The organism is Sulfuricurvum sp., assembly GCF_028688295.1.
Classification (GTDB): domain Bacteria; phylum Campylobacterota; class Campylobacteria; order Campylobacterales; family Sulfurimonadaceae; genus Sulfuricurvum.
Genome location: NZ_JAQTYM010000068.1, coordinates 1 through 11,613 on the forward strand (window position 1 = coordinate 1; position 11,613 = coordinate 11,613).

Here is an 11,613-nt window from a genome sequence, read left to right on the forward strand (position 1 = left end):
TGTATCTTTAAGCCAGTCGCTTCCCCAACTAATATTAACCGCCGTTGGATAGATCAGCCCACCCATAATAACGGTAAAAAAGCTCAACGGTAAAAGACGAGTACGCTCGCCCACCCCTCCACTCATAATGTTAATCGCTTTACCGACAAACGCCATTTGGAACATAAAAAATGCCCATTGGCTCATCGTGCTCGAGTGAAAATCACCGAAAGCCAAATGAAACCCGACTAAAATAAACGCCATCGATGCAACCGCATAGATCATGACGTTGACCGTCAAAACACTAGAGACGTTTTTTGTACGAACTAAACCTGCTTCGAGCATCGCGAAACCAGGAACCATTAATATAATCAAAGTGATTGAAAAAAGAGCAAAGAGGGTATCGATAACGTAGGCAGTATCCATGCAGCACCTTTAATTTGAAGATAAAGGTGTGCATTATAGATCCAAATAAATGGATTTGAGAAGAACTATTGATTAAAATTTAATCAATCAGATTAAATAGCCTCAATGTCAGTTTCACCCGTACGGATACGGACGATTTTGCTGATGTCACTTACGAAGATTTTACCGTCACCGATTTTTCCGGTGCGTGCCGCTTCTACAACCGTATTGACCACTTGATCAACCATTGCATCATCAACAACCATCTCCATTTTGATTTTCGGAAGAAAATCAACTACATACTCAGCACCGCGATACAACTCGCTGTGCCCTTTTTGTCGTCCGTAACCTTTTACTTCACTCACGGTCATACCCGTAATACCGATTTCAGCAAGGGCGTCTTTTACATCTTCTAGTTTAAATGGTTTGATTACCGCTTCAATTTTTTTCATCATTTACTCCTTATAGGTTAAAGCCACGTTCACCGTGTACCGACTCATCCAAACCTTGGCTCTCTTGTTCTTCGTTAACACGTGAACCGCCAGTCAATGCCATTGCAATGTAGTAAACCACGATCGTACCGACCAATGTGAATAGTCCGACAACCAAAACAGACTCTAGTTGGATCATGATTTGTCCCATACGGTCATCCGAAGCTTTAAGTGGACCATCCCATAGTAACCCTTTGTCATTAAGAGCGAAGATACCAGTAGCAATCGCACCCCAAAGACCTGCAAGGAAGTGTACTCCGAATGCATCCAAAGAATCATCGTAACCCAATTTTTTCTTGAGCGCCGTTACCCCGAAGAATGCGATCAAGGCACCCACAGCACCGATAATGAAAGCACCTGATACACCTACGAAACCAGCAGCAGGAGTAATAGCTACCAACCCTGCGATGGCACCGGTTGCCGCACCCAACAATGTTGGTTTTTTGAATACTGCATACTCAACCACAATCCAAGTAACCGTAGCTACCGTTGCGGCAATAGTCGTTGTCAAATAAGCAACTCCAGCGATAGCATTTGCACCAAATGCAGATCCACCGTTAAAGCCGTACCAACCGAACCAAAGAAGACCTGCACCGACAGCTGTCAAAATAACACTTGCAGGTTTCATCGCTACTTTTGGATAACCAGCACGTTTGCCGATCAAAATAGCTAATACAAGACCAGCCAAACCACCATTCATATGAACAACCGTACCACCCGCGAAGTCAAGAGCACCTTCGTTGAAAAGGTAACCGCCACCCCATACCATATGGGTAATCGGAGCATAAACAACGATTGTCCAAATAAAGGCAAACACCATCCATGTTGAGAATTTCATACGCTCAATCACAGAACCGGCAACAATACCGACAGTAATAGCGGCAAATGTCCCTTGGAACACTACAAATACAAATTTAGGATAAAGCTGACCCAAATCAACACTTGCGAATTCTGTCCAACTGATGCCACCGAGCATCACATGACCAAAACCACCGATTACTTGGTTCATTGAACCGTCCATCGTTCCAAACGCGATTGAGAAACCGGCAACAACCCATGCGATAAACGCTACAGCAAACGCACCAAATACCATTGAAAATGTATTCAAAATATTTTTAGAGCGAGTCATACCGCCGTAAAACAATGCCAAACCGATTGGAGTCATTAACATAACCAATGCCGTTGACATCATCATCCATGCTGTATCTCCCGAATTGAGTACCGGTTCTACAACAGCTGCCGCATCTTCGGCAAACGCCGATACGCCCAAAAGCGATAAAGCTAAAAGCCACTTTTTCATTTTCTCTCCTTATAACTTGAATGTCGGATACCATTGTACAAAGTAATCGAAAGCTAATAGTGCAGAATACTGATTAATTTTTAATCAATATACGAGATGAATTAAAAAACAGCAAGATTTTATACTATAAGGAAAGAGGATAAGAGAGTTGGCAAACAAAATTGAAAGTAGTTAGCTTTAAAAATCTCCAGTATTTATGCTGGTAGCTTTAGGGGGTTGTAGGGACATTTGTCCCTGCCACTAAAACGGACAAGTTCGTTTTAGTGCGTAACATCAAATATTAAATAGCCTCGCTACCCGTTTCACCCGTACGGATACGGATGATTTGACTAATATCGCTAATAAAGATTTTACCATCACCGATTTTTCCAGTCCGAGCTGCTTCGACTACTTTATTCACAACCGTATCTACCATTTCATCATCGACGATCATCTCCATTTTAATCTTTGGGAGAAAATCAACTACATATTCCGCACCGCGATACAATTCGCTGTGCCCTTTTTGTCGTCCGTAACCTTTTACTTCACTCACGGTCATACCGGTAATTCCGATTTCGGCAAGGGCATCTTTTACATCTTCGAGTTTAAAAGGTTTGATAACCGCTTCAATTTTTTTCATAAATTCTGAACTCCATACCACTAATATCTAGAACAATTGTAACCTTATTTAATTAATTAAGCAAATTAAAACTAAAAAAACAGGTTTTGAGAATTTAAGCCTCATTCGGCTATAATCAGCCATATTATCTTCACTTTTGGGGACCGCATGAACGATCTGCTAGACAACAGCGAAATAAATGACATTAATATAGAAGACACACTCAAGAGCAGTTATCTTGATTACTCGATGAGCGTTATCATCGGGCGTGCACTTCCTGACGTCCGAGACGGCCTTAAACCGGTTCACCGTCGTATCCTTTATGCCATGGACAAACTTAGCCTCTCAGCCGGTGCTAAATATAAAAAATCTGCCCGTATCGTCGGGGATGTTATCGGTCAATACCATCCACACGGTGACACATCCGTATATGATGCTCTCGTACGTATGGCACAGCCTTTTGCGATGCGCGCACCGCTCGTTGATGGTCAAGGGAACTTCGGTTCAGTCGATGGAGACAGCGCAGCAGCAATGCGTTATACCGAAGCACGTATGACCCGTTACGCGGGAGAACTCCTAAAAGATCTTGAAAAAGATACCGTTGATATGATCGAGAACTATGACGGTACTACTTTTGAGCCCGAAGTCCTCCCTACACGTGTCCCGAACCTTATCATTAACGGTTCAAGCGGTATCGCCGTCGGTATGGCAACCAATATTCCTCCTCATAATCCAAATGAGGTACTCAGTGCATTGGTTCATCTTATGGATAACCCGAATACCTCTCTTATCGAGATCATGCAGTTTATCAAAGCTCCCGATTTTCCTACCGGTGGAACAATCTATGGTAAAAAAGGGATTTTAGATGCGTATGAAACCGGTCGTGGACGTATCCGCATTCGTGCAAAAACCCATATTGAGAAAAAATCGAACAAAGACGTTATCGTCATTGACGAACTCCCATACCAAGTCAATAAAGCACGTTTGATCGAAAGTATTGCCGATTTGGTTAAAGACAAATTCATCGAGGGGATCAGTGAGATCCGCGATGAGTCTGACCGTGAAGGTATCCGTGTTGTTATTGAGCTTAAACGCGATGCGATGAGCGAAATCGTCCTCAACAATCTTTATAAATCGACTAATATGGAGACGACATTCGGGATCATCATGCTCTCGGTATTCAACCAAGAGCCTCGTGTATTCACTCTTCTTGAGATGTTGGGTCACTTTATCAATCACCGTAAAACGGTCATTATCCGCCGTACTATTTTCGATCTCGAAAAAGCAAAAGCCCGCGCTCATATCTTAGAAGGTTTGAAAAAAGCACTCGATCATATCGAAGCGATCATCAAACTCATCCGTGCGAGTAATGACGGTGAAGCGGCTAAAAATGGCTTGATTTCTGAGTTTGGCTTTTCTCCAATCCAAGCCCAAGCGATCTTGGATATGCGATTACAGCGTCTTACCGGATTAGAGCGCGATAAAATCGAAAATGAGCTCAAAGAGATTTTGACTCACATCGACTACCTCGAATCAATCCTCCGAAGCGAAGAGGTTCTCAAAAGTATTATCAAAGGGGAATTTGTAGAACTTGTTGAACAATACAATATTCCACGTGTTACCGATATTGAAGATAACTACGATGATATCAATATCGAAGATTTGATCCCGAATGAGCCGATGGTTGTTACTATTTCTCACCGTGGATACATCAAACGTGTGCCATTGGTAGCGTATGAGAAACAAATCCGAGGCGGTAAAGGTAAAATTGCTGTAACCACTTATGATGATGACTTTATCGAGAAGTTCTATACTTGTAACACCCATGATACCTTGATGTTTGTCACTGATCGCGGACAACTCCACTGGCTCAAAGTGTACAAAATCCCTGAAGGATCACGTACTGCCAAAGGTAAAGCAGTTGTTAACCTCATCAACCTCGAAGCGGATGAAAAAATCCGCTCCATCATCCCGACGACCGATTTCGATGAGAGTAAATCACTGGTTTTCTTCACCCAAAACGGTGTTGTTAAACGTACCGCCCTCAGCGAATTCTCGAATGTCCGAAGTAACGGTGTTCGTGCAATCGTTCTCGATGATGATGATGCACTCATTACCGCACACATCGCAAATGAAGAGACCAAATACCTCTTTATCGTAACGAAATACGCACAATGTATCAAATTCGAAATCGAAAAAACTCGTGATCAGGGACGTAGTACCCGTGGTGTACGCGGTATTAAATTCAAAATCGAAGGGGACGTCGTCGTCGATGCCAACATCATCAAATCAGATGAAGAAGAGATTTTGATGGTGAGTGAAAAAGGGATCGGAAAACGCACCACCGCTGAAGAGTATCGCCTCACAAACCGTGCCGGAACCGGTGTTATCGCGATGAAACTCAATCAAAAAACGGGAACAACCGTTGTTGGTTGTCTCATGGTTGATGAGACGATGGACATGATGGCCCTTACTAAAGCGGGTAAAATGATCCGCGTAGATATGCAAACGATTGCAAAATCGGGACGTAATACCAGCGGTGTTTACATTATCAAAGGGGATGACGTAGCAAGCATTTCCCGTTGTCCAAAAAAAGAAGAAGATGAAGAAGAGGTAGAAGGAACAGACGGTACGCTCGAATTGGAATAATATTTGCTCTGTATTGAGTAATTATTCCAAACCTACCCGAAGGAACCCTAATGCGAATCTCTGCTCTTCTTGCACTGCTTCTCACCGTTCCCGCACTTAATGCGGGATTTTTTTCCACCGATGCATCTTCTGAACCCCAAATAAAATGTGTCTACAGTGGCACTGATGGTCATTGTGTTGAACCAATTTTAAAATCTCAAAATGAACTGGTTATTACCGTTGTAGGTCAAGGTGTTGCCCCCTCTGTCACCGCTTCACCTGCACAAGCGTATGCACTCGCAAAACGTGCTGCTGTTGCTGATGGCTATCGCCAAATTGCTGAAAAAGTACGCGGAGTACGTGTTGAGGGACAAGACACTATCAAAAATATGATGTTAGTGCAATCAAGTACCCGAACCTCTGTCGAAGCACTGGTAAAAGGGGCTAATGTGACCAATACAACATTTAAAGAGGGTCTGTGCGAAGTCGAAATGGAAATCGCTCTTTCTTATTCACGTTTCTTGCAATAAGCACAACCGTTTCCTTTGGAGCCGATCACTACTATATAGGGTATCGGCTTACCTCTAAAAATACCCAACCCATTTATGAAACACTCTCTGTATCTAAAGCGATGCAACCGTGTCACCCCTTTACTCCATCCGAATCCATAACTCTTGAGCGTTTAAATCTTGAGAACTTACACACCCTCTTACGCCGTGAGCAAACCGCTTTTTTAGAATTTGCAGCATCTCATGAATTGCACATTAAAAGCAATGATACTTTTAGAACCATAAACCCTCAAACGCTCAATTCACTAACACTCCCGACATACTGCTATGCAGTCGAGTTTAATGATGAGTCTGTTACAATCACAGCTACTAAATAATGGGTAGGTGCAGATGAAAATTGCGATTGTTGAAGACGATATCAATATGCGCAAATCGCTCGAAATTGCGATGGCAGATTATGAAAAATACGAGGTTCATACCTTTAAAAATCCTCGTGACGCCCTCAAAAAACTCGACGATACCTTTGAACTCATCATCAGTGATATCAATATGCCGGGGATGGACGGTATCGAATTTGTAAAAGCTTTAGGGGGGAAATTTGAGGTGATTATCATCACCGGAAATGCAACCTTAACCCGTGCTATCGAATCAATCCAGTTAGGTGTCAAAGACTTTTTACTCAAACCATTTGAAATCGAAACACTAATCGCCGCAATAGAGCGAACCGCAAACATCGTGAAAAAAACACCAAAATCCACTGTTGGCACCCCTATCCTTTCAAACACATCTTTTCTCGGTACATCACCCGCTCTAGAAAAGCTGCTAAGTCGCACCGGCAAGGCAGCTTCTACCGATGCGAGCATTATGCTTTTGGGTGAGAGTGGTGTGGGCAAAGAGGTATTTGCACGTCATATTCACGACACTTCCACCCGTTCATCCAAACCCTTTATCGCCATCAATATGGCAGCTATCCCCGATAATCTTATCGAAAGTGAGCTATTTGGGTTTGAAAAAGGGTCATTTACCGATGCCATCGAAGCCAAAATAGGACAATTTGAACTTGCTGAGGGGGGGACGCTATTTTTAGATGAAATTGCTGAAATGCCCTATTCTCTTCAAGCTAAATTATTGCGTGTTTTACAAGAGCGTGAAATACGCCGCTTAGGTGCATCCAAAAACACCAAAATCAATGTCCGAATTATCACCGCAACCAATGCAAATTTGGATGAAAAAATCAACGATGGGAAATTCCGCGAAGACCTCTACTATCGTCTCAATACCATCCCTCTGTATATCCCCCCTTTGAGAGAACGTCGTGAAGAGATACTCTCTATCGCTAGAGCCGCATTAGAGCGTTATTGCACTCAATACGCTTTTGAAACGAAATCTTTTACCCCTAATGCAAAAAACGCCCTTGAACATTATAACTGGCCGGGAAATATCCGTGAATTAATCTCTGTCGTTGAACGCTCAGCGATTTTAAGTGATGGAAATCTTATCGATACCGAAGATCTCTTTTTGGAAGCACGAGGCTTAGGTCGAATATAAGTAGGTATTCGATATAATCGCGGAAAAATATTCAGAGGCGATACTATCCCCTCTCAAGGAAAGCTTCCTATGAAACTTTACAATGTTGCCATCGTCGGTGCCAGCGGTGCTGTCGGTGAAGAAATTTTACGTGTTTTCGAAGAAATCGAATTCCCTTTAGCCAAATTGGTTCCCCTCGCCAGCGCGCGCAGTGCCGGAAATACCGTTACGTTCAAAGATAAAGAACTAATAATCAAAGAGTTAACTCCTACTGTATTCGATGAAGAAGAGATTGAAATAGCTCTCTTTAGTGCAGGGGGAAGTGTTTCTGCCGAATTTGCTCCTTATGCCGCAAAAGCAGGTGCGGTAGTTATCGACAACACCAGTCACTTCCGTATGTTTGAAGATATTCCCCTCGTTGTCCCTGAAGTGAATCCTGAAGATATCGCTCAGTGGAAAAATACCGGTATTATCGCTAACCCTAACTGCTCGACCATCCAAATGGTACAAGCTCTCAAACCGCTTGATGATGCCTATGATTTACAACGTATCGACGTCAGTACTTACCAAGCAACATCCGGTGCGGGCAAGTCGGCAATGGAAGAGCTAGTAGAGCAAATGCAAGCCTTTTTTGCCTTCAAACTCGATGACATGGAACCGAAAAAATTCCCTCACCGTATTGCACTTAATGCTATCCCTCAAATCGACTCGTTCACCGACAACGGCTACACCAAAGAAGAACTCAAAATGGTGAACGAAACACAGAAGATAATGCACAAAGATATCGAAGTGAGCGCAACGTGTGTCCGTATTCCGACACTTCGGGGTCATGCTGAAACACTTACTCTCACGTTTGATGGTGCTGTGGATGCCAATGAAGCACGCGAACTTTTGAGCAAAGCACCGAATATCATCGTTTTAGATACTCCAAGCGAAAGCATCTATCCGATGCCGTCGCTTTGTATGGATCAAAATGAGACGTTTGTAGGACGTATCCGAAATGACCTTTACCGTGAAAATGTTCTCCACTTATGGGTTGTTGCCGACAACCTCCGTGTAGGAGCTGCAACGAATGCAGTTCGTATCGCCCAAAAATGGGTAGAAATGCAAGGAGAATAATATGAACTTTATCGAAAAATTATTTGAAAATGGACTGTGGAGTTCACGATTCATCATTATATTAGCTGTTGTTTTTGGATTGCTCGGAGCTGTTGTCCTCTTTGCGATTGCCAGTTTTGATATTTATTACACAACATCGTATGTTATCAATACCTATATGACCCATGCACACCCAGAGGGGTTCCATGAAACAGTAGTTGGTGGAATTATCGGTGCGGTTGATTTGTACCTTATCGGTGTCGTTATGATTATTTTCTCATTCGGCCTATATGAGCTCTTTATCTCCGATATCGATCCGGCAAAAGATGAACACGGAAAGGAAAACCAACTCCTCGCTGTCCATTCTCTCGATCAGCTCAAAGATAAAATTTCGAAAGTCATTGTTATGGTACTCGTCGTCGGATTCTTCCAAAAAGTGGGACATACCGAATTTAGTGGAGCACTAGAGTTATTGTATCTTGCCCTTTCCATCACGGCAGTAGCCGTAGGACTCTACTTTCTTAGTAAAGTCGGTCATCATGAACACTAAGGAATACCATGTCTAAAATATTTGTTGATGCGTGTTTCGGTAAAGAAACTCCTTATACACCTGTATGGATGATGCGCCAAGCGGGACGCTATTTGCCAGAGTACATGGAAGTACGCAAACGTGCCGGAAACTTCCTCAACCTTTGCCATGCCCCTGATATGGCAGCAGAAGTTACCATCCAGCCTATCGATATCGTCAATGTCGATGCAGCGATTTTGTTCAGCGATATCTTGGTCGTTCCGAACGAAATGGGGATGCAACTAGATTTCATCAAAGGGGAAGGTCCCGTTTTCGAAAAACCGATCGCTTCTGAGGAAGATTTAAATGAGCTTATCGGTGGCGAAGAAGCGGCAGGTAAACTTACCTACGTTTACGACACCATCAAAATCTTGCGCTCTCAGCTCGATGCGCGTGACGATAACAAAGCCCTCATCGGATTTACGGGGGCACCGTGGACGTTAGCCACTTATATGATCGAGGGGCAAGGGACTAAAACCTATAACATCTGTAAAAAAATGATGTACTCTAACCCTGAGCTTCTCCATAAAATCCTCCGAAAAGTGACCGATGTGGTCAAACTGTATATGGAAAAACAGATCCAATCGGGGATCGATGTTGTCCAAATCTTCGACAGTTGGGCAGCAGCCATCGAACCATCACGTTATGATGAGTTTTCATGGAGCTATATGGTTGAAATCGCTGAGTATTTAAAAGAAAAATATCCTCATGTCCCCGTTATCATGTTCCCTAAAGGGATCCCAGCCTTTTTGGATAAAGTGTATGGTAATTTCGATGTATTCGGAGTTGATTGGAGTACTCCGATGGCACTCGCGAAAGAGAAACTGGGAGATCGTTACGTCCTTCAAGGAAACATGGAGCCGTGTCGTTTGTACTCTAAAGAGCAAACAACCGCGTGTGTCGAAGCGATCCAAGAGATTATGGGTGGAAAACGCCATATCTTCAACCTCGGTCACGGGATTCTCCCCGACGTTCCGGTTGAAAATGCTCAACACTTCGTTCGTGAATGTCAGAGAGTCAGTAAAAAATAAATGTCCACTATTTTCGGTCCCGTTTTCTCACGCCGTTTCGGTGCGTCGCTCGGGATTGATCTCTCCTCATCCGCCAAACAATGCAACTTTGACTGTCTTTACTGTGAACTTTCCCCTGCTGCCGCAATGGCACACCAACATACCGTAACACCGGTCGAGACTATCATCACCGATTTAAAAGAAGCTCTCTCTAAACACCCCGATATCGATGTCATTACGATCACCGCTAACGGCGAGCCAACGATGTATCCGTATTTGTCTGAACTGATCGAACAGCTCGATACGATCAAAGGGAATATCCAAACGCTGATCCTCTCAAACAGTGCCTGCTTAAGTGATCCTATCGTATTTGATACCCTCTTAAAACTCGACCAAGTCAAACTCTCTCTCGATGCAGCAACACCCGATGTTTTTAAAAAAATCGATCGTCCTGCTGAGGGGATAGAGATCGGCACGATTATCGAAAGCATCACCCGATTTTCACAACAATTTGAGGGGAAATTGTTTTTAGAGATATTGTTTGTCAAAGGGATCAATGACGTTCTTAGTGAAGTGGAAGCACTTAACCATGCGCTAAAGGGTATCCGATGTGAGCGTATCGATATCGGTACGATTGATCGACCTCCCGCATATACGGTTCAGGGTCTTAGTTTTGAGGAGCTGCATGCCTTAGCACACCGCTTTGATCCTGTATTACCAATCCATATCGTATCCCGTACGCATGCCTCTGCAACTCCGAGTCCTTTCAGCGACGAGGATATCCTAACAACCTTGGATAAACGTCCTCTCACGCAGGATGATATCAATGCTCTGTTCGATATTCCGTCCAAAAAACGCTTTGAAAATTTGCTCCATCACGGCAAAATTGCTCAAATTGAGCGCTCTAATATCATTTTTTTCGTCCCAATCGAAAATATTGATCGAAAACGCTCTAAATAAACCCATTTTTATTGACATCCAACCTAACATAGCGTATAATTGCGCCCTCTTAAAGATTCCGAATTAGCTCAGCGGTAGAGTAGGTGACTGTTAATCACTTGGTCACTGGTTCGAATCCAGTATTCGGAGCCATTTTTAAGATTTCTCCATTGTTACATTCCGAATTAGCTCAGCGGTAGAGTAGGTGACTGTTAATCACTTGGTCGCTGGTTCGAATCCAGCATTCGGAGCCACTTCCTATGCACTTATCTTTTAAAAATCCATTTAAAACTGTTTCTCATACGTCATTAACCAATTACGACCTTCACGATGTATCCCCTCATGTTTTGCATCATAAGAGGGATAAATTACTGACTCGTTAAAGAGATTTTTGACACTGAACGTTACCATAGATAAATCATCCAAATTATAGGAGAGTGTTTCATCTACCAGCATCGTAGAGCCGTAGGTACGAATATCACCATTCTCACGTAAATACCCACGCTTAGGTCCATTATAATACCATGTAGTATTGACACCGAGTCGTTCAGTAAGTGGATA

At 43.1% G+C, this 11,613-nt stretch carries 12 protein-coding genes, 2 tRNA genes and 1 pseudogene; 10 read left to right on the top strand and 5 right to left on the bottom strand.

Annotation, left to right across the window (positions count from 1 at the left end; genetic code table 11):
• The 4 genes and pseudogenes from PHR02_RS11285 to PHR02_RS11300 all read right to left on the bottom strand — a co-directional run.
• Positions 1-405: pseudogene (locus PHR02_RS11285) on the bottom strand (ammonium transporter); the annotation flags it as partial.
• Positions 406-497: 92 nt separating this feature from the next.
• Entirely contained in the window at positions 498-836 is a 339-nt protein-coding gene (locus PHR02_RS11290; RefSeq protein WP_015654392.1) for a P-II family nitrogen regulator, read from the bottom strand.
• 10 nt (positions 837-846) lie between these two features.
• The gene (locus tag PHR02_RS11295; protein WP_299992159.1) at positions 847-2,175 is read right to left on the bottom strand and encodes an ammonium transporter; all 1,329 of its coding nucleotides are present in this window, start codon (positions 2,173-2,175) and stop codon (positions 847-849) included.
• Positions 2,176-2,455: 280 nt separating this feature from the next.
• Positions 2,456-2,794 (bottom strand): P-II family nitrogen regulator, encoded by a 339-nt coding sequence (locus PHR02_RS11300; protein ID WP_299992160.1) that lies wholly within the window; start codon positions 2,792-2,794, stop codon positions 2,456-2,458.
• A 147-nt stretch (positions 2,795-2,941) separates the two neighbouring features.
• Here PHR02_RS11300 and gyrA point away from each other — a divergent pair, with 147 nt between their 5' ends.
• The 10 genes from gyrA to PHR02_RS11350 all read left to right on the top strand — a co-directional run bounded on the left by gyrA (position 2,942) and on the right by PHR02_RS11350 (position 11,306).
• A complete protein-coding gene (gyrA, locus tag PHR02_RS11305) occupies positions 2,942-5,422 on the top strand; it encodes a DNA gyrase subunit A (RefSeq protein ID WP_299992162.1) in 2,481 nt (826 codons plus the stop codon).
• 50 nt (positions 5,423-5,472) lie between these two features.
• On the top strand, positions 5,473-5,931 hold the full coding sequence (locus tag PHR02_RS11310; protein ID WP_299992163.1) for a hypothetical protein: 459 nt from the start codon (positions 5,473-5,475) through the stop codon (positions 5,929-5,931).
• Between the two features lie 101 nt (positions 5,932-6,032).
• Positions 6,033-6,287, top strand: coding sequence for a hypothetical protein (locus PHR02_RS11315; protein WP_299992165.1), 255 nt, complete (start codon positions 6,033-6,035; stop codon positions 6,285-6,287).
• Between the two features lie 13 nt (positions 6,288-6,300).
• A complete protein-coding gene (locus tag PHR02_RS11320) occupies positions 6,301-7,458 on the top strand; it encodes a sigma-54 dependent transcriptional regulator (RefSeq protein ID WP_299992167.1) in 1,158 nt (385 codons plus the stop codon).
• A 69-nt stretch (positions 7,459-7,527) separates the two neighbouring features.
• The gene (locus tag PHR02_RS11325; RefSeq protein WP_299992169.1) at positions 7,528-8,556 is read left to right on the top strand and encodes an aspartate-semialdehyde dehydrogenase; all 1,029 of its coding nucleotides are present in this window, start codon (positions 7,528-7,530) and stop codon (positions 8,554-8,556) included.
• 1 nt (position 8,557) lies between these two features.
• A complete protein-coding gene (locus PHR02_RS11330) occupies positions 8,558-9,085 on the top strand; it encodes a YqhA family protein (RefSeq protein WP_299992170.1) in 528 nt (175 codons plus the stop codon).
• 8 nt (positions 9,086-9,093) lie between these two features.
• Positions 9,094-10,134 (top strand): uroporphyrinogen decarboxylase, encoded by a 1,041-nt coding sequence (gene hemE, locus PHR02_RS11335; protein ID WP_299992171.1) that lies wholly within the window; start codon positions 9,094-9,096, stop codon positions 10,132-10,134.
• The gene (locus tag PHR02_RS11340) at positions 10,135-11,073 is read left to right on the top strand and encodes a radical SAM protein (RefSeq protein ID WP_299992172.1); all 939 of its coding nucleotides are present in this window, start codon (positions 10,135-10,137) and stop codon (positions 11,071-11,073) included. It begins immediately after the preceding gene.
• Between the two features lie 57 nt (positions 11,074-11,130).
• Positions 11,131-11,205 (top strand) — tRNA-Asn (locus PHR02_RS11345).
• Positions 11,206-11,231: 26 nt separating this feature from the next.
• A tRNA-Asn gene (locus tag PHR02_RS11350) sits at positions 11,232-11,306 on the top strand.
• 31 nt (positions 11,307-11,337) lie between these two features.
• Here the strand turns inward: PHR02_RS11350 and PHR02_RS11355 are convergent.
• Positions 11,338-11,613 (bottom strand): TonB-dependent receptor (locus PHR02_RS11355; protein WP_299992173.1); only part of this gene is annotated, 276 nt, incomplete at its 5' end.

Coding starts and splice junctions, on each gene's coding strand:
- PHR02_RS11300 (WP_299992160.1), bottom strand. CDS start 2,794: ATGAAAAAAATTGAAGCGGTTATCAAACCTTTTAAACTCGAAGATGTA.
- PHR02_RS11340 (WP_299992172.1), top strand. CDS start 10,135: ATGTCCACTATTTTCGGTCCCGTTTTCTCACGCCGTTTCGGTGCGTCG.
- hemE (WP_299992171.1), top strand. CDS start 9,094: ATGTCTAAAATATTTGTTGATGCGTGTTTCGGTAAAGAAACTCCTTAT.
- PHR02_RS11315 (WP_299992165.1), top strand. CDS start 6,033: ATGCAACCGTGTCACCCCTTTACTCCATCCGAATCCATAACTCTTGAG.
- PHR02_RS11310 (WP_299992163.1), top strand. CDS start 5,473: ATGCGAATCTCTGCTCTTCTTGCACTGCTTCTCACCGTTCCCGCACTT.
- PHR02_RS11320 (WP_299992167.1), top strand. CDS start 6,301: ATGAAAATTGCGATTGTTGAAGACGATATCAATATGCGCAAATCGCTC.
- PHR02_RS11295 (WP_299992159.1), bottom strand. CDS start 2,175: ATGAAAAAGTGGCTTTTAGCTTTATCGCTTTTGGGCGTATCGGCGTTT.
- PHR02_RS11325 (WP_299992169.1), top strand. CDS start 7,528: ATGAAACTTTACAATGTTGCCATCGTCGGTGCCAGCGGTGCTGTCGGT.
- gyrA (WP_299992162.1), top strand. CDS start 2,942: ATGAACGATCTGCTAGACAACAGCGAAATAAATGACATTAATATAGAA.
- PHR02_RS11330 (WP_299992170.1), top strand. CDS start 8,558: ATGAACTTTATCGAAAAATTATTTGAAAATGGACTGTGGAGTTCACGA.
- PHR02_RS11290 (WP_015654392.1), bottom strand. CDS start 836: ATGAAAAAAATTGAAGCGGTAATCAAACCATTTAAACTAGAAGATGTA.